This is a genomic window from Candidatus Terasakiella magnetica, assembly GCF_900093605.1.
Classification (GTDB): domain Bacteria; phylum Pseudomonadota; class Alphaproteobacteria; order Rhodospirillales; family Terasakiellaceae; genus Terasakiella; species Terasakiella magnetica.
Map to the genome: position 1 here is coordinate 691,767 of NZ_FLYE01000001.1, position 19,017 is coordinate 710,783.

At 46.8% G+C, this 19,017-nt stretch carries 14 protein-coding genes; 5 read left to right on the plus strand and 9 right to left on the minus strand.

The features are described 5' to 3' along the window. Position 1: 1 nt before the first annotated feature. Together MTBPR1_RS02965 and pyk are read right to left on the minus strand one after the other, a co-directional pair. Positions 2 to 877, minus strand: a complete 876-nt coding sequence (locus tag MTBPR1_RS02965; protein ID WP_069186028.1) for an AEC family transporter — start codon at positions 875 to 877, stop codon at positions 2 to 4. Positions 878 to 881: 4 nt separating this feature from the next. After that, positions 882 to 2,297, minus strand: a complete 1,416-nt coding sequence (gene pyk, locus MTBPR1_RS02970; protein ID WP_069186029.1) for a pyruvate kinase — start codon at positions 2,295 to 2,297, stop codon at positions 882 to 884. 97 nt (positions 2,298 to 2,394) lie between these two features. Between pyk and MTBPR1_RS02975 the strand changes: the two genes are divergently transcribed. Next, positions 2,395 to 2,799 carry a hypothetical protein gene (locus MTBPR1_RS02975; RefSeq protein WP_069186030.1) on the plus strand — a complete coding sequence of 135 codons (405 nt, stop codon included), beginning with the start codon at positions 2,395 to 2,397 and terminating at the stop codon, positions 2,797 to 2,799. Here MTBPR1_RS02975 and MTBPR1_RS02980 read toward each other — a convergent pair whose 3' ends face one another. Further along, positions 2,800 to 3,312: a SixA phosphatase family protein gene (locus MTBPR1_RS02980; protein WP_069186031.1), complete on the minus strand. Its 513-nt coding sequence runs from the start codon at positions 3,310 to 3,312 to the stop codon at positions 2,800 to 2,802. A gap of 163 nt (positions 3,313 to 3,475) precedes the next feature. Between MTBPR1_RS02980 and MTBPR1_RS02985 the strand changes: the two genes are divergently transcribed. Together MTBPR1_RS02985 and MTBPR1_RS02990 are read left to right on the plus strand one after the other, a co-directional pair. Continuing rightward, complete coding sequence (locus tag MTBPR1_RS02985; protein ID WP_069186032.1) at positions 3,476 to 5,635, plus strand: RNA degradosome polyphosphate kinase; 2,160 nt, start codon at positions 3,476 to 3,478, stop codon at positions 5,633 to 5,635. Positions 5,636 to 5,641: 6 nt separating this feature from the next. After that, positions 5,642 to 7,135 (plus strand): Ppx/GppA family phosphatase, encoded by a 1,494-nt coding sequence (locus MTBPR1_RS02990; protein ID WP_069186033.1) that lies wholly within the window; start codon positions 5,642 to 5,644, stop codon positions 7,133 to 7,135. On the opposite strand, the gene rnd is transcribed toward MTBPR1_RS02990, so the two are convergent. Continuing rightward, positions 7,132 to 8,289 (minus strand): ribonuclease D, encoded by a 1,158-nt coding sequence (gene rnd, locus MTBPR1_RS02995; protein ID WP_069186034.1) that lies wholly within the window; start codon positions 8,287 to 8,289, stop codon positions 7,132 to 7,134. The genes MTBPR1_RS02990 and rnd overlap by 4 nt on opposite strands. A gap of 128 nt (positions 8,290 to 8,417) precedes the next feature. Here rnd and MTBPR1_RS03000 point away from each other — a divergent pair, with 128 nt between their 5' ends. Next, positions 8,418 to 9,236 carry an ABC transporter substrate-binding protein gene (locus tag MTBPR1_RS03000; RefSeq protein WP_069186035.1) on the plus strand — a complete coding sequence of 273 codons (819 nt, stop codon included), beginning with the start codon at positions 8,418 to 8,420 and terminating at the stop codon, positions 9,234 to 9,236. A gap of 12 nt (positions 9,237 to 9,248) precedes the next feature. Here MTBPR1_RS03000 and MTBPR1_RS03005 read toward each other — a convergent pair whose 3' ends face one another. The 5 genes from MTBPR1_RS03005 to MTBPR1_RS03025 are packed head-to-tail and all read right to left on the minus strand — an operon-like array spanning position 9,249 to position 16,156. Continuing rightward, positions 9,249 to 9,596, minus strand: a complete 348-nt coding sequence (locus tag MTBPR1_RS03005) for a winged helix-turn-helix domain-containing protein (protein ID WP_069186036.1) — start codon at positions 9,594 to 9,596, stop codon at positions 9,249 to 9,251. A 5-nt stretch (positions 9,597 to 9,601) separates the two neighbouring features. Continuing rightward, a complete protein-coding gene (locus MTBPR1_RS03010) occupies positions 9,602 to 10,882 on the minus strand; it encodes a DUF2336 domain-containing protein (protein ID WP_069186037.1) in 1,281 nt (426 codons plus the stop codon). 44 nt (positions 10,883 to 10,926) lie between these two features. Further along, entirely contained in the window at positions 10,927 to 12,291 is a 1,365-nt protein-coding gene (locus MTBPR1_RS03015) for an HlyD family type I secretion periplasmic adaptor subunit (protein ID WP_069186038.1), read from the minus strand. Beyond that, positions 12,288 to 14,477 (minus strand): peptidase domain-containing ABC transporter, encoded by a 2,190-nt coding sequence (locus MTBPR1_RS03020; protein WP_069186039.1) that lies wholly within the window; start codon positions 14,475 to 14,477, stop codon positions 12,288 to 12,290. The genes MTBPR1_RS03015 and MTBPR1_RS03020 overlap by 4 nt, the downstream gene beginning before the upstream one ends. After that, a complete protein-coding gene (locus MTBPR1_RS03025; protein WP_165602602.1) occupies positions 14,474 to 16,156 on the minus strand; it encodes a peptidase domain-containing ABC transporter in 1,683 nt (560 codons plus the stop codon). The genes MTBPR1_RS03020 and MTBPR1_RS03025 overlap by 4 nt, the downstream gene beginning before the upstream one ends. A gap of 384 nt (positions 16,157 to 16,540) precedes the next feature. Here MTBPR1_RS03025 and MTBPR1_RS03030 point away from each other — a divergent pair. Next, the coding region (locus MTBPR1_RS03030; RefSeq protein ID WP_126464967.1) for a cadherin-like domain-containing protein at positions 16,541 to 19,017 on the plus strand (2,477 nt) is incomplete at its 3' end.

Sequence of the window (19,017 nt, forward strand, 5' to 3'; positions counted from 1 at the left end):
CCTAAAGCACATACCATAACAGGGCTGGCAAAGCCGCAAAGCCCATGAAGGTAGACACAATCACAAGGCCAGCGACTTCTTCAGGCCGCTGGTCATAAAGCTGTGCAAAAAGATAACAAAAGACAGCGGCGGGCATTGCGCATTCTAAAATAACCACACCGGCTGCTGGCCCGCTTAAGCCCATCAGTGCCACAAGTGCCACACCAACCCCAAAGCCCATACCAAGGCGCAAGACCGATAACCAGACAGCGGTTTTAAGGCTACCCATTTTCAAGCTTGCCAGCGATACACCCAAGGTAAAGAGCATTAAGGGAATGGTTAGATCACCAATTAATTTTGTGGTGTTAAATAACCAAACGGGTACTTCCAGATCACTGAATAAAAAGAGTGAGGCCAAAAGCGTTGCCGGAATGATCGGCATTTTTAAAATTGATTTTGGTGAAAAGCTACCCGAGACAAAAGCCACACCGATGGTCATTTGTAAAACCACATAGACGGTGAAAAAGGCAATCGCCAGCGCCAAGCCTTCCTGCCCAAATGCCAACAAGCATAAAGGCAAGCCCACATTCCCCACATTGGGCCATGTGAGTGCTTGTAAAAAAGCCCGTTGGGGTAATTTGAAAATAGCTAAAGCCACCGCCCCAATCACCGCAAAAGCAAGGTTTGCCCAAAGGGCGGCTAATCCCATATTCCACAGGTGAGAAGTATCTAACTCCACCTTTGCCAAGGCGTAAAACACCAGACACGGCGTGCCAAAATAGGTCACAATCGTTGTGACCATGGGCGTGTCAAACGCACGCCCACTTTTAGACCACCCATAGCCGATCCCCACACAAACGAAGACCGGCACCAGAATTGAGAAAATATCACCAAACATTGGCTTAGCTTATGGTCGCAATGCGCAAGATATTGGTTGCGCCCGGCGTACCAAACGGAACACCTGCGGTGACAACAAGACTGTCCCCACGCTCACCAATTTTCTCTGCCTTGGCAACCTTTCTCGCCCCTTTGACCATCTCTGCAAAATCTTCAGCATCCGCAGAAACCGCAGCCACAACACCCCAGACAAGGGCGAGTTTGCGCGCGGTTTCAACCTTTGGCGTCAGACCCAGAATTCTGGTTTCAGGACGCTCACGTGCCACACGGTATGATGTGGAGCCCGTCGTTGTATAAGTCACGATGGCTGCGGCCTTAATCGTGCTGGCAACTTGACGTGCTGCTGCACTAATCGCGTCAGCTTCAGTTTCTTCAGGTTCAGTACGATCAGACTCACGAATGCGTTGATAAAGCGTGTCACCTTCCACGCGTTGAATGATCCGGTCCATAATCTCAACCGTTTCAATAGGATAATCCCCCGCAGCGGTCTCTGCAGAGAGCATCACCGCATCAGAACCATCATAAACAGCCGTTGCCACATCAGAGGCTTCTGCACGTGTGGGCGCAGGTGCACTCACCATGGAGTCAAGCATTTGGGTTGCCACAATCACAGGCTTACCTAATTTGCGCGCTGTCGTGATTATGCGTTTTTGCAAAATCGGCACATCTTCTGGCGGCAGCTCAACACCCAGATCGCCACGTGCAACCATGACCGCATCTGTGAGTTCCATAATTTCATCAAGATCATCAATGGCAGAGGGTTTTTCAAGCTTGGCAACAATAGAAGCTTTTTTCCCGATGATTTTGCGCGCTTCGCGAATATCATCAGCTTTTTGCACAAAAGAAAGCGCAACCCAATCAACACCTAACTGCAAACCATAGCGCAAATCCGTCATGTCTTTTTCTGTTAGCGCTGAAAGCGGCAAAACCGCATCAGGGACATTTACGCCTTTGCGATCACTTAAAACGCCATCAACCATAACTTCGGTTTCAGCAAAGTCTTCACCGCATTCCAAAACCTTTAAACGCATTTTGCCATCATCAAGCAACAAGGTCATGCCCGGTTTCAAAACAGCAAAAATTTCAGGATGGAGCAAAGGCGCGCGCGTTACATCACCCGGCGTTTCGTCAAGATCAAGGCGAAAACGTCTTCCCATCCCCAACAAGGCACTGCCATCACGAAAAGTCCCAAGGCGCAATTTCGGGCCTTGCAAATCCATCATAATGCCGATGGGGCTGTTCAATTCTTTTTCCACATTACGGATCGCATCATAGCGATCTTTGTGATCTTCGTGGGAACCATGGGAGAAGTTCAGGCGGAAAACGTCAGCGCCGGCCTTAAACAACTGTTCGATACGCACGCGGGTTGAGCTAGACGGACCCAGCGTTGCGATGATTTTTGCATTTCGTGATCTTTTCATACCTTAAGAATAACGAGATGTGTTTAGATTTCCACAATATTTTCGTGCTAGTATAAGAAACTGGTCGAAATTTCATGTGGATGTCATAATTAGTGCAATGTTTGAATCCTTACAAAAAATACTTCTGAACAAAGCTTTAGATAAACCTGCCCAGAAAAAAGGCAAAAAAAACTCTAAAGCAGCAGATGAAAAAATCTCTAAAAAAATCGCGCCACCCGTGGATGATGATCTGCGATCAGAGTCCGGTTTTGCCTTGGATGATGCCATTGAAAAGCTGGAAAACAGCGGTGAAAAAATGGATGACCTGTTGGATGCAAATGAAGACCTGCTCAGACAAGTCAAATTAGAAGCTGCCAAGAAAATGACACCAGAGCGCCGTGCCTTAATCGAATCAGCTATGAAAGTGCGCGCAACAAAAGCTAAAATACTCGAAGACCTTGATGATGAAACCCGTGCACGTTTGTACCTCACCGCCTTGCGCGCCTTTACAGGCAAACAATAATTATAAATCACGCGGCTTGAAAAAACGCTTTAACACACCGCTTGCCCGCCCGATTTTTGACCAATTATCCACATCAAAGCTAAGATGGGCACAGGCTGCGGTGGGAAACTTCAGGCTCATCTCATAGAGATCATCCTCGCCCCCTTTCCCACATACATAATCCGCCAGCTGTTCCATCCCCGGATTATGTCCAATCACCATCACCACATCAGCCTTGCCTTCTACATTCTGGATCATATCAAGCATGCTCATGTCGCTGGCATGATAAAGCTCACGGCTCAGTTTAATTTCAAAAGAATGGGCATACACATCCAATAAAGGCTTGAGTGTCTGGCGTGTACGCATGGCTGTTGAACATAAAATCACATCGGGCAATTCCATTTTCTCACTAAGAAAACGCGACATTTTAGAAGCCGCTTTAAGCCCTCGTGCATTTAAGGGGCGGTCAAAATCAGATAAAGACGGGTCTGCCCAGCTTGATTTTGCATGTCTAAGCAACAATAAATGCTTCATATGACACCTTCCCCAAATGATATTTTTGAATATAATAGAAGACCATCATAAAAGTTTCATCTTTTTCGTCTACACCGCACCTAAACATTTCCCTCTGACATAGCTATAGACTATATATTCTATGTCTTAACGCGCGCGTTACCTACTATGGAGGCAAGATCAAATGACAGCACAAGTACAACCACAAAAGAAAGCAACGGTCCCAACAATTGCGATAGACTCGCCTGAGCGTTTTATCAACCGCGAACTTTCTTGGCTGTCGTTTAACACACGTGTGCTTGATGAGGCCGACAATATCAACCATCCTTTGCTGGAACGTTTGCGCTTTCTGTCTATTTCAGCAGCTAACCTTGATGAATTTTATATGGTGCGTGTTGCAGGCCTTAACGGTCAGGTCCATGCTGGTGTAAAATCACTCAGCTATGATGGGCTCACACCCCCGCAACAGCTAGAACAAATCCATGAAGGCGCTAACAAACTGGTGCGCGGGCAACAAGAACGTTATCGCGCCTTGCGCGCCCTTCTTTTAAAAGAAGGCATCAAAGTCCTTAAATGTGAAGACATTCAAAAGCGTGATATCCCCTGGCTTGATGAACATTTCATCCAGCAGATTTTCCCGTCCCTCACACCGCTTGCGATTGATCCGGCCCACCCGTTTCCGTTCATTCCAAACCTTGGCCTTGCCATGATGTTTGGCCTTGAATCCACGATTGATCAACAGCCCTTAAAAGCACTGGTGCCCCTGCCACAAATGCTACCGCGTTTTGTGCGCCTGCCTGATTATGGCAAGACCATCCGCTTTATGCCCATTGAAGAAGTCATTCGCCTGTTCCTTGATCGACTGTTCCCCAATTACACGGTTGTGTCTTCCTGTTTGTTCAAAATCATTCGTGATAGCGAAATGGAAATCGATGAAGAAGCCGAAGATTTGGTACGTACCTTTGAAACGGCCTTAAAACGCCGCCGCCGTGGGTCTGTCATTCGCCTGTCCATTGATGCAGAAATGCCTGAAGAGCTTCGCGATCTGGTTATTGAAGAACTTGATGTTGATAAGAGCGTCTGTTTTGTTCTTGATGGGCTGCTTGGTCTTGCCGACATTAAAGAACTGATCTGTGATGAGCGCCCAGACCTGCAATTCAAGCCCTATAACGTGCGTTTCCCTGAACGTATCCGCGATTTTGGCGGGGATTGTTTTGCCGCCATTCGCAAAAAAGATTTTGTGGTTCACCACCCTTATGAAAGCTTTGATGCGGTTGTTCAGTTTGTTTTACAAGCCGCACGTGACCCTGAAGTTGTTGCCATTAAGCAAACGCTTTATCGCACATCCAACAACTCCCCCATTGTAAAAGCCTTGGTCGAAGCAGCTGAAGCTGGCAAATCCGTCACGGCTATGGTTGAGCTTAAAGCACGTTTTGATGAAGAAGCCAACATCCGCTGGGCACGTGATTTAGAGCGTGCTGGCGCGCAAGTGGTTTATGGTTTTGTTGATAAGAAAACCCATGCCAAGATTAATTTGGTTGTGCGCCGCGAAGGTAAAAAACTGCGCTCGTACGTTCACTTGGGCACAGGTAACTATCACCCGATTACAGCCAAGATTTATACCGACCTTTCCTTCTTCTCGTGCGATCCAGCCCTGTGTCAGGATGCGACCAAGCTGTTTAACTATATGACAGGTTATGCAGAACCGGAAAAAATGGATAAGGTGGAATATTCGCCACTGACATTGCGCGACACGGTTTTAGATGGCATTAAAAATGAAATTAAAAATGCCAAAGCTAAAAAGCCTGCTCATGTCTGGGCAAAGATGAATTCGGTTGTAGACCCTAAAATCATTGATGCCCTTTATGAAGCCTCACAAGCAGGCGTTCAGGTTGATTTAATCATCCGTGGTATTTGTTGTTTGCGCCCCGGTGTGCCGGGCCTGTCAGAAAACATCCGCGTTAAATCAATCGTTGGGCGCTTTTTAGAACATTCGCGCATCGTATGTTTTGGCAATGGGGGCAAACTGCCCAATACCAAAGCCAAGATTTTCATTTCCTCTGCAGATTGGATGCCCCGCAACCTTGATCGCCGTGTAGAAACCCTTATTCCTATTGAAACCGACACGGTGCATCGCCAAATCCTAGACCAGATCATGGTTGCAAACCTAAAGGATGAGGCTCAAAGCTGGGTGCTTAAGGCCGATGGTTCCTTTGATCGTGTCTCAACTGATGAAGATGCGTTTTCTTGTCATACCTACTTCATGACAAACCCGAGCCTGTCTGGACGTGGCTCTGCCTTAAAGAAAAAAGGTACAAGCCTGAAAAAACTAATGTTGGACTAAAACCATATGATGCACAGTATTGGATCCTCAGCTAAAGGCAAGCTCACCGCAATCGTTGATATCGGGTCCAATACCATTCGTCTTGTTGTCTTTCATGGTCCAGCGCGCATCCCCTTGCCCGTTTTTAACGAGAAGGTTCAATGCCGTTTAGGTTTAGGCATTGATGAAACCGGCCTGTTAAACCCCAAAGGGGTTGAGCTTGCCTATGAAAGCCTCAATCGCTTTATGAAACTGGTTGAAGTGATGGAAGTGGACCATGTCAGTTTACTGGCAACCGCTGCTGTGCGCGAAGCCCGTGATGGCCCTGACTTTGTAGCCCAGATCAAACAACGTTTTGATGCCGATGTGCGCGTAATCAGCGGTGAAGAAGAAGCCAAGCTGTCAGCCTATGGCGTCTTAAGTGGCCTACCCGCAGCCGATGGCTTACTTGGTGATATGGGGGGGGCGAGCTTTGATCTGGTCGGGCTGGATCAAGGGACCTTTTCCCAACATGACACCACCCCACTTGGTCATTTGCGCATAAGCGATGAAGAGCGCACAAGCATTGCTGAAATGCGCCAATTTATCCGCAAAAAACTCAGCCCCATCAGCTGGACAAACGAGATGAAGGACCGCCCGTTTTATGCCGTGGGCGGATCTTTGCGTGCCGTTGCCCGCCTGATCATGCATCAAACCGATTATCCATTACATGTGATTGATAATTTCACCCTTCCTTGTGATGAAGCTGTGGCTTTGCTTGATGGTTTTGCACAACTTAGTTCAGATGAGATCAATAAAGTTCCTGATGTTTCGCGCAAACGCCTTGAAACATTGCCAGCAGCCATTGCCTTGCTGCAAGAAGTCTTGGAAAATATCAAACCGTCTCATCTGGTTTTTTCCGGTTATAGTATGCGCGAGGGACAGTTCTTTCTCTCTCTTAGCGATGAGCTTAAAGAACAAGACCCGCTGTTAAGTTCCTGTATGGATTTGGTTGAGCGTGAAGGCCGCTTTGGTCAGCAAGGTGAAGAAGTCTATGACTGGATGAGTCCCCTCTTTCCCAATGAAAGTGAAAGCCAGAAAAAACTGCGCCATGCGGCTTGTCTATTGCATGATATTGCTTGGGCTGAACATCCTGATTATCGCGCAGATCATGGTTTTTTGCGGGTGTTACGTCTACCTGTTGCGGGCCTATCTCACCGCGAGCGCGCCTTGATGGCCGCCTGTGTCTATAGTCGCTATAAAGGGGATTTTAACGCGCGCATTGCCAAGCCCTTGAGAACATTTCTGAATGATGAAGATGCCATTTGGACAAAGACAGTTGGGGCAACCTTGCGCCTTGCTCATACACTTGCCAGTGGCGCACCGCATTTACTGGAACAAACCCGCCTTGAAATTCGTGGCGGTGAGCTCATTTTGTCTTTACCAGAAGATCAAGACGTCTTTATCGGCGAAGCGGTTGCCAAACGGGTTCAAACAATCGCCAAACATATGGGATTAAGTGGTCGCTTGGAACACGGTTAACTATCGAGATCAATGACCTTGATATTTTTGCCATTTACCGCCAAGGCAAGCCCGCCAGCTTTCAGCTTTAAAGCGTCTTCCCCAAACATTTCACGGCGCCAACCTTTAAGGCAGGCCACATCGGCGCCATCCCCATAAGCCGCAACCTGTTCAAGGTCACTCACATTAGCAATTAGTTTTTGCGCAACATCAAAATTCTCGGACTTATATTTTAACAGAACTTTGAGCAGATCAACCACAGGCCCAAGCCCTTTTGGTAAATCCTTTTTTGCCGGTGGTTTGGGATGCTCACTTGGATCAAGGCTTAAAGCTTGCTGGATCGCTTCGAGAATTTCCTTACCATAACGACCATTGGCGATGGATTTGTTAAGGCCGCGCACACGCTCTAAAGCGTGGGTATCTTTGGGGCTTTGATGGGCAATATCGATAATCGCATCATCACGGATCACACGATTGCGCGGCATGTCTTTGCGTTGGGCTTCACGTTCACGCCAAGCAGCCACTTCACGCAGCACAGCCAGCACCTTGGTGCTTTTGGTGCGCGCTTTTAAGCGCTTCCATACCATGTTTGGGTCAACAATATAGGTATCCGTGCTGGTTAAAGCCGCCATTTCTTCTTCAAGCCAGACAGCGCGATTATTGTCATCAAGTTTATCTTTGAGGAATTGATAAATTTCGCGCAAATAAGTCACATCACCAAGGGCATAGGTCACTTGACGCTCGGTCAATGGGCGCTTGCTCCAATCGGTAAAGCGCGAGCCCTTATCAAGGCTCTCGCGACAGATATTATTAACCAGCGTTTCATAACCCACAGACTCACCAAAACCACATACCATGGCAGCGACTTGGCTATCAAACATCGGCACAGGAGTTTTGCCCGTGAGCTTTACAAAAATTTCAACATCTTGACGTGCTGCATGGAAGACCTTGAGCACGTCTTCATTTGCCATCAGGTCAAATAAGGGCTGTAGATCAATCCCGTTTGCCAACACATCCACACAACGGGCATCGTCACTTCCGCCTAGCTGTACGAGGCACAGTTTGGGCCAGTAAGTTTTTTCGCGCATAAACTCCGTATCAACCGTGACGAAACTTTCGCTCGATAAACGGTCGCAAAACGCTGCCAGCGTTTCTGTATCTGTAATCAATTCCATGACTTAGCTATACACGTTTTCCTCTACAGAAGAAACGCCTAAACACATTATATGGAAAGTTGATTGATCCATTTTGTGAAAATGCCATACTGATCAGGCTTTTTTCAATTTTCATCTGGCGAAATACCATGAAACGGCCTTTTATCTCCTTACTTTTCTTCTTAACCCTGTTGTTAAGCAACTTTTCAAGTCAAGCAGACACGCCTTTCATCACCATGGCCTCGACAACATCCACAGCCAACTCCGGTTTATTTGAAACGCTACTGCCCGCGTTTAGTAACGATAGTGGCATTGAAGTGCGTGTTGTTGCCGTTGGCACCGGACAAGCCGTCAGGATCGCAAGAAAAGGGGATGCGGATTTGCTTTTTGCACATCACCGCCCGTCTGAAGAAAAGCTTCTCAAAGATGGTTTTGGCAAAGAGCGCTTTGATGTGATGTATAATGACTTTGTTCTTGTCGGCCCCAAAACAGACCCGGCTAAAACACGCCGATGCACATCCCCAAGCCTTGCTTTTAAAAAGATAAATGAAAGCCAAAGAGTTTTTGTCTCTCGTGGTGATGATAGTGGCACGCACAAACGTGAGCTCACCCTCTGGCAAGACGCCGGTATCACAAAGCCCGGTTTAACAGGAAGGTGGTATCGCAGCACTGGCACTGGTATGGGCACGACCTTAAATATCGCCTCAGGTATGAACGCCTACACACTTACCGACCGTGGCACATGGATTTCATTTAAGAACAAAGCTGATCTGGATATCCTCTGCCAAGGTCATGAGTCACTGTTTAACCCTTATGGTGTGATTGCCCTGAGCAAAGAAAAGTTTCCCCATATCAAATACGCCCAATCCATGAAATTCATCAACTGGATTACCTCAGCCAAAGGGCAAAAAATCATTGCGGATTTTCGCGTTGCAGGGCAAAGGCTCTTTATCCCAAACGCCAAATAAGTAAACGCTGCATTATGTTTTAAGCAGGCTATCCATTTTTTTTAAAAGGGGTGCAGCCCCTTGTGTGGCCCCTTCTTCAGCTTCGCGATAAAGCCGAATGAGTTCTTTACCAACGGGTGTGAGGCTCGCCCCGCCCCCGCTTTTACCGCCAACAGACGTTTCAACAACATCTTCATTTAAAACGGTTTTTACGGTTTCAAGCAAATGCCATGCGCGGCGATATGTCATATCCATTTCTTTGGCAGCACCGCTGATGGAGCCAATGTCCTGAATTTGTTCAAGTAAGGCAATTTTACCCGGGCCGATATGACCTGTGGGAAAGGCAATCCTGATGCGCAGTTTTGTCTCTTTTCTAGCCACGCAGATTAATGACCCAATTTTCTATAGATATTTTCGATGCGTTTAAGCAAATCAGCATCGCTATAAGGCTTGAGAATATACTCATTCACACCATATCGCTTAGCTTCCATAATTGCCGCTTCGTCATTTTTCTCTGACAAAAGCATAAAGGGAATATCTTCATCAAGATCACGGACTTCTTCCAAGATTTCCTGACCTTCCATATCATCCAGATTATCAGAACAGATCATTAGCTTAACGGGTGTGCGTTCAGCCTCAAAGACCCGCATGGCCGTTTCACCATCTTCAACACAACGGATATCAATAAAGCCCAGCTCCGTTAAGGAGTTTTCCATTTGGCGACGAATACCTTCATCTTCTTCTGCCAATAACACACGGCTATTTGCATATTGTTCAACATAGCGGCTTCTGATTTTGTTCAGTCGATTAAAGACCGTACGACGTAAATCTTTCACCACGTTATTGGGAAGGTTATGCTTGGCAATCATCTGGTTGACCAAGTTTGTCGTCACATATTTTGCCACGTTCTGAACAGCCTGATCCGGCAGTCTGTCACGGTTTACCAACGGGCCGTGCCAATTTTCATGTTCTTCCGCTTTTTCAGAAATGAAATTCAATGTGTTATCGCCAATCTGTGCAGATTGGTTTTCCAACAGGGCCTGTACCGCTTCATCACTTTCTGTTTCCGCAACCGCATGGGCAACATTTTCACCCAGACCATCACGTTTCGCAATGGCGGTAATGGCTTCATCCTGAAGACTCTCAGAAATGATCTCGATCAGTTCCTCATCTTCTAACAAAGGTGAGAATTCCAACATGGGTGCTGCCACACTTGCATCCATATCCCGCGCCAATTTGGATGCTGTCTCATGCGGGATATTATCCAGCTGCTTGACTTCTTGAGAGAGAATCGAGCGAATTTCCGCCATCTGGTCATTGGCTAAGCCTTGGAGGACTTCGATCACCATTTCACTGGCCCGTGAAGAGGCATCCTGATCCAAGGCAGGTGTAAGCTCGGTAATGCGTGAGGCAAGTTTTTCACGCACTTTTTTATCTTCATCCTTACTGAGGATTACTTTTGCATGTACAGGGGCTGCCTTATTTTCTGCAACTGCTTGGCGTACTTCAGCATTTTTATCCGTTGCAAAGAAATAGAGAAGCTCTGGCTCAAGATCCGTTAGCGCAGCAAGGTCACGGCGTGCTTCCACGTCATCGCCTTGGGCAATGGCTTTGGCCTCATCATAAGGCGGGCGCGTGTCGCGCTTTCCTTTTAACCAATCAAACACTTAAGGGGGAACTCCATGTATGACTATCTAACAGCAACATACTCTTATCTTTCACGAAATGCATTAAGTAATGACACGTAAACGGGACGCGTTAAATACTCAAGCAAGGTTTGTTCACCGGTTATAATATTGGCTTGAACCGTCATGCCCGGTACAATTTCATGTTGAACGCCATTGGCTAAAAGGTGCTCTTCTTTCAAGCGAATATGCCCTCTAAAGTATGGCACGCCTTCTTCATCCATGAATGTCGTTGGCGAGAATTTAATCAGCTCACCCTTCATTGTACCGTAACGTCGCGCATCAAAGCCTGTCACCGTGACTGTGGTTTCTTGCCCCTCCGCAATATGACCAATATCGCTTGGCAAAATCTTATTCTCAATAATCACCTGTTCATCAGCAGGGATAATCTCCATAACAACCTGTGCTGGCTCCACAACCGCGCCCGGTGTGTTGATTTCAAGGCCATGAACCAAACCGCCAACGGGACTAATAATTTCAAGACGGGTCACTTTATCTTCTAGACGCGCAATATTTTCACGCACCTCTGCCAATTGACCACTAACATTATCCAGCTCATCCAAGGCTTTACCGCGTTCTTGGACTTCAAGCTCAAGGATTTGATTCTTGGTTTCTTCAATACTGGCAATGGCCTGTTCGCGCGACACATCAGCTTCGGTTATTGAACCTCTGTTTTTCGCCAAGTCCAGTTCGGCATTAATCAGATTTACACGGGAGCCATGACCGGATTTAAACAGTTTCTTGCGCATTGTCACAGCTTGCTTAAGAAGCTTTGACTGCTTCTTCAAACTCACCATCTGCTTTTTATAGTTTTCAACCGATTTACGCTGTTGATCAATTTGTGAAGAAAGAACGGTTTTTTCACCTTCAATACGCGCACGTACACCATTCAGGTTGAACATACTTTCTTCAACCAATTGCGGGTATTCTTTTGCAAATTCTGTGTAATCTGGAACCGTTCCATCAATAAAGGCACGAAGGCGTTGTAACTTAATCGCAAGTGCGGCTTCGCGTGCACGGATTTGGTTAAGCTCAGCTGTGCGAAGTGTTGGTTCAAACTGCATGAGAGTTTGACCTTTTTTCACAATATCCCCATCTCTCACCAAGATCGATTTAACGATACCGCCTTCTAAATGCTGAACCACACGCTTATCACCAGATGGGATCACCGTGCCTTGCGTTGTTGCAGATGTTTTAATCTCTACAAAATGCGCCCAAATAACGGATGAAGCGAGCAAGGCCGTAATCAGAATAATCAGGCCTGATGCTGCACGCGACGGCCCTGCTTCTTCCAGCATGGCTTCGTGGGAGAGAAGTTTAAGCTGTTCACGCGGCATATTGCGTTTTTTAGAAAGAACCTCATGAACAACATTGCTGCTTTTCTTACTCATGTGTTTGTTCCTTCAGGTTTTGGCTGTGGCTTTGGTTTTGGCTTTGCAAACATCTTATCCAAGACCTCATTCGGCTTGCCCAGCATATCAACTTGTCCTTCTTTTAAGACCATCAAACGATCACACAGTCGCATGTGAGAGGGGCGCTGCGTGATCATAATAATTGTTTGTGAACCGCGCACACGTTCCAAGGCTTCAATGAAGGTCGCTTCATCTTTTTCATCCATGGAACCCGCAGGCTCATCCAAAATCATAACAGGTGCTTTGCGCAAAAAGGCCCGCCCAAGCGCAATCTTGCGCAAGAAGTTTTGGGGGATTTGTGTCTCCAAACCTTCTTTAAACTCTGTCTCAAACCCGTCAGGCAAAGCCTCAATCGTATCGAGAATACCGGCCTGACGACAAGCTTTACGCACCTGTGCAAAACTCACAGTCGGGTCAGAAAGCGTCAGGTTTTCATAAAGGGTTCCAGGGAAAACATGGTTACTTTGAGGCACATATGCAAGAGTTTGGCGCAAAGTGATGGGGCGCAATTGGCGAATATCTACCCCATCCAAGGTCAACGCACCTGCTTGCGGGCGATAAAGCCCCAAGATCAATTTTGCCAAGGTTGTTTTACCTGAACCCGAATGTCCCGTGACTGCCATCATTTCACCGGGTTTAATTTTAAAACTCACCCCAAGCATGGCCGGGTTGGCATCTGTTTTATAACGCATACTCACACGGGCAAATTCAATGGCCCCTTTATAGGTAACGTTCGTATGGGGTGTATCGCCTGGTTCCTGTTCAGGTGCAAACTTCAAAATACTTTTAAGTTGGCGCACGCCACTTTGCATCTGCTCAATGCGGTTAGAAACGTTAAACAATGCCTGTAATGGGGACAAAATACGCCACACCAGCATCATGGTCGCAACCAGCGCACCAAGGCTGATGGTCCCTTCCATCACGCCATAAACACCAAAGACAAGCGTTGCCACACCTGAGGCCATCATCAAGGATTGGGCAATATTTTGAACATTGGCCTGCAAACGTGTGACTTGCAGGTTTGCCCATGCAGCCTCACCTGAAAGCTCACGAAAACGACGTTTCCAGCGATCTTCACTACAGCGCTGTTTAACTTGGCGCATCTGCCAGAGCATTTCCACCAAGAAGGTATAACGCGAGGAGCGCACTTCTGCTGAATCGCGTGTGCGTGCGCGAATTTCAGGCATGACCACGCCGCCCATAATCGCATAAAGTGCTGCCAGCACCAGCGGCACAACAACCATCGGACCTGCAATAAAGCCAATCACGGCAACAAACAACAAAACGAACGGCAAATCCAAAATCGTATTAGCCAGTGAGCCTGTAAAGATTTCCCGCAAAGATTCAAAACTGCGAATACGCGAGACTTGGCCCCCCACAGGAGCCCTTTCGGTAAAGACCGGGGGTAAATGCAAGATTTGTTCAAACACACGGGTTGTGACCAAATAATCAAACCGCGCCCCGATATAGGCCTGCTCTTTCGACCTGATGATACGTAGTAACAGCTCAAAACCAAGAGCTAGCCCCACACCACTTGCCACATAATAAAGCGTCTCTTTTGACTCTTTGGCAATCACCTGATCATAAATCATCATAATAGCAAGCGGGATCGTCAAGGCCATCAGGTTAATAAAGAAACTGATGCCAAAAGACTTCATGATCAAAGGTTTGAATTGTAAAAACAGATTTCTAAACCACAGGGCGGAACGATCAACATCATCCATGTCGTCGCGATCAATCTTTTCAATAACAAAGAATGTCCCGCCGCGAATGGCGCGCACAGATTTAACTTCATCTGTCACAGGGTTGCGCGCAAGGATTTTGCCATCTTCCTCGGTTACAACATAATAATTCCCTTTTGAATGTAAAACACAAGGACATAGACGCGCAGATAGTTTGTCATGCCGGGTCTTTAGGGAAATCGTTTTATAACCAAGGCGTGATAAAATATCGCGCAAGTCATAAACCGTCAGATCTTTTGCTTCATAAGGTAAAGCTTCTACAAGACGATGAGCTGAGCCTTGCCAGTTCATGGCATCCAATAGTCCAATGATCGCTGCCAAGACAGGTTCAAGCTCTTCTGCCCCTGTATAATTAAAAACGCCTTTGCGCCATAAACGCAGAAGGTTTTTAGGTGGGGTTTGATGCAGAACAATATTATTCATGCGCTTTTCTCCGCCTGACGTTCTGCAACCGGCTTAGGTGCTTTTTTAGGGCCAAAGCCTTCCCACTCAATTTGCTTAACAACACCATGAGATGCATCAAGTACACGATCTGCAATATTGATCATCGAAGGTCGCTCAGTAATCATCAAAACTGTCGTATCGCCTTTTAGGGTTTCCAAATATTCACGCAAACGTCTATCCGCATCCCCATCAAGGGCCGTATTGGCTTCATCTAGAAGCAGGATTTTTGGTTTATCAGCAAAGGTCAGGGTCAAACTCACCATCTGCTGTACTGAACCGGACAGGCCTTCTGAGGCTGATTCCCCAACCGGGGTCTCCAACCCTTTTGGCATGGCTGCAATAATTTCTGTTAATCCGAGCTTGTCTGCGACATCAAGGGCAGCAGGTAAATGATCGCGCCCTCTAAACTTCGTCAGATTATCGCGCAAGTTACCCCTAAAAAGTGGGGCATTCTGGCGCACATAACCGATTTGATTTCTGAGTTTGCGATAACTCAACTCACGCGAATCAATATTGTCATAAAGCAGCTTGCCTTCATCAACCGGAATAAAGCCTGCAATGGCTTCCAGCAAAGAGGATTTCCCGCCGCCAACCTGCCCTAAAATGGCAACAATCTCACCGGGTTTAATATGCAGGTTCAACCCTTGGAAAATCGGCACGCCCGTATTCACCTGATAGATGGTCGCATCTTCAAACTTAATGTCACCCGTAACGTGTGGCGTTGCCTCTTCATGCTCACGGTCATTATTTTCCTGTTTAATATCACCGAGATTCACCAAACGTTCATTCGACATTTTAATGGAGCGATACTGTACCCACACACCGATCATGCGAATGAGCGGTTGAATAGCGCGTCCGCCCAATAGCGTACAGGCCATTAAGGAACCACCTGTTAAGTCCCCATTGATCACAAAGACACTCCCTAAAAGGGCAACAGAGATCATGGCAAAGTTACTTAAGATCGCCCCAACCGACTGACCAAGTGAGGAATAAAAAACCAACTTCTCCATAACATGGGCAACGGGTGCATGGAGATGCTGATAATGACGGCACATCATTGCCTCCATCCCCAAGCCCTTTACGGAGTGAATGCCATTTAAGACCTGAAAAATAAAGTTATAGCGATCATCATCCAGCTCGTTTCTTTTACGAATAATACTATCAAGGCTATAGCCTAGCCACAGGGCAAAAGATGCTGCAATCACACAAACAACAATCGGGGCAATCACAAGGGGACCGCCAATTAAAGCAATCAGCCCTACAAAGAGAATGGCAAATGGCAATTCCGTATAGCTGATCAAGCCTTGGCCCGATTGGTGATCACGCAAAGCTTCAACAGAGCTATAGCGCTCCATCTGAACACCCGGTGGCGTGGTTTCAAAATCTTGAATTTCTGAGCTTAGAAAAACATCACATGCCCGAATTGAGGCGGCATGCTCAAAACGTGTACCTGCCCATGTAATCGTATTGGTGCGCAAAATCCGCAGAGCTGCATCCAGTACAACAACAAGGACAAGACCAAGAACCATAAAGGTAAAAGTATCGGTGGAGTTACTGGGAATAATACGGTCGTAAACTTGCAAGACAATCAAAGGCAAGGCAAGTGTCAGCAAATTAAGGGCCAGAGACGCCAACATCACGTCCATCCGGCTGAACATTACCCGGTACATCGGCCGCACAAACCGATTATTTGGCTTTTTACTTCTCATAATTTGCTTTTCTTTTTTAATAACGACGTCGTGGACTACTTTATTTAAACTTAACCCAATTTCACCCGAAAGTAGCCTACCTTCAGTTTATTAAAAAAGAGTAACTACTCCATCAATATAGCATGATAACTAAACGTTAGAATTACGTATAAATACCTAATACTTTATCAGCTATTTTGATTTTAAGATTTTTCAATTATTCTTATTTTTTCATTTTCATTGAAACTTAAGCAACAAAGGCCCGTTCATGCTATTTTGATGGAAATTACTGGTTTAATTATCGACACGCTAAATGTGACTTCAGCACAGTAAGCGGCAGAGGAATTGAGAGCTATGGAAGAGAATCAAGGCACCAAAAGCAGTATCGAAATGTTCGACTTGGAGAACATGGGAAATGAAGGTCAACTTTCAGATCAAGTTGTTGAGATTAACAACTTTGAAATTGAACAGGAAAGTGACCTGACTCTTCAAGCGACTCACATTGCCAATGATAAAGATAAAGCACGCCTCGCCCAAGAAATCGCGACGAAAGACAGTGCCGAGTTTGAGGATTATAGCGTTGAATTACAACGACTTCACGTCAGAGTCGACCCAGACACCCTAAGAGATGCAGAAGCCAATGGCCAGGTCGTTGCCCTCCAGCTTGACCTCTCTCCTTACCGCACTGAAGAAAGCGGACAAGTCGTACTGAACAACCTACAAGATGGTGTAGAAATCTCTGCTGGCACCATTCGCGAAGATGGTTCTGTTGTGCTTAATGAAGATGAAGCCAGTAATGTTACCGTTGCCATCAACCCGGCAATCGTCACCAACCTTCAGCTTCAGGTTGATATTCTTCCCGCCCTTGAAACCAGTGAAGAAGGCGAATCGACAGAAGAAACGGAAGAAGAAGAAGCCACAACAGCCGCCGCAGTTGAAACCACTGACGAAATCATCATTGAAGAAGATGAAGGCCCAACCAACGCAGCTCCAGAAGTCAGCGCGGATGCCTCTCTTTCCGTTAATGAAGACGGCACAATTCTGATCACCGAAGCCCAGTTACTTGCCAATGCAAGCGATGCTGACGGGGATACTCTTTCTGTTTTAAACCTAAATGCCAATGGCGGCACCTTAACCGACAATAACGATGGCACATGGACGTTCCAGCCTGCTGCTGATTTTAATGGCGATATTGATCTGACCTATGATGTCAGTGACGGCACAACATCAACCCCAGCAGCTGGTACAATTGAAGTGGGTGCGGTAAATGATGCCCCTGATGCAGGTGCTGATACAGCCTTCTCCATGAATGAAGATGGTACAATCACCATTTCAAAGGCTGAACTGCTTGCCAATGCAAGCGATGTTGATGGTGACAGCCTCAATGTTGCCAACCTAACTGTAGATGGCGGCACACTTGTTGATAACGGTAATGACACATGGACCTTTACACCGGATGCTGACTTTAACGGTGACATCAACCTCAACTATGACATCACCGATGGCACCGCCAGTGATGCAGCTGCAGGCACGATTGACGTCAATGCTGTTAATGACGCACCAGACGTCTCTGGCCCAACCGCCTTTAGGGTAAATGAAGACGGCACTCTAACCCTCAATGAATCAGACCTTCTCGCCAATGCCAGTGATGTCGATGGCGACACCCTTTCTGTACAAAACCTCAGCGTAAGCGGTGGTTCCCTCACAGATAACAGCGACGGTACCTGGACCTTTGAACCCGACAGTGGTTTTAATGGAAACATTGATCTTTCTTATGACGTTTCAGATGGCACAACAACAACTGCCGCCACAGGTAATGTCAGCGTTGGCGCAGTTAATGACGCACCAGTTGGTGTGGATGACACAGGCTCAACTACTGAAGATAACGCGGTTACCCTTGATCTCACAGCAAATGATACAGATGCAGATGGCGATAGCCTGACCATCACGCAGATCGATGGGCAGAACATCTCAACAGGTGGCTCGGTTGATGTGGATAATGGTTCTGTCACGCTGAACGCTGATGGCACCGTAACCTTTACACCAGATGACAACTATCATGGTTCTGAGACTTTCGAATATACCGTCTCTGATGGCACAACGACCTCAACAGCTGATGCAACTGTCACCGTTGGGTCGGTTAATGACGGTCCGGTTGGCGTAGATGACACAGGGTCCACAACAGAAGATAACGCTGTTACTCTTGATCTCACAGCAAACGATACCGATGCAGATGGCGACAGCCTCACCATCACGCAAATCGATGGGCAGAACATCTCAACAGGTGGGTCTGTTGATGTGGATAATGGTTCTGTTACGCTCAATGCAGACGGCACCGTGACCTTTACGCCAGATGACAACTATCATGGCTCTGAGACCTTTGAATATACCGTCTCTGATGGCACAACGACCTCCACTGCCGATGCAACTGTAACTGTTGGATCTGTCAATGACGGTCCTGTCGGCGTGGATGATACAGGGTCCACAACAGAAGATAACGCTGTTACTCTTGATCTCACAGCAAACGATACCGATGCAGATGGCGATAGCCTCACCATCACACAAATCGATGGGCAGAACATCTCTACAGGTGGCTCGGTTGATGTAGATAATGGTTCTGTCACGCTGAACGCTGATGGCACAGTAACCTTCACACCAGATGACAACTATCATGGCTCTGAGACTTTTGAATATACCGTCTCTGATGGCACAACAACCTCAACTGCCGATGCAACTGTAACAGTTGGGTCGGTTAATGATGGTCCTGTCGGTGTGGATGACACAGGCTCCACAACAGAAGATAACGCTGTTACTCTCGATCTCACGGCTAA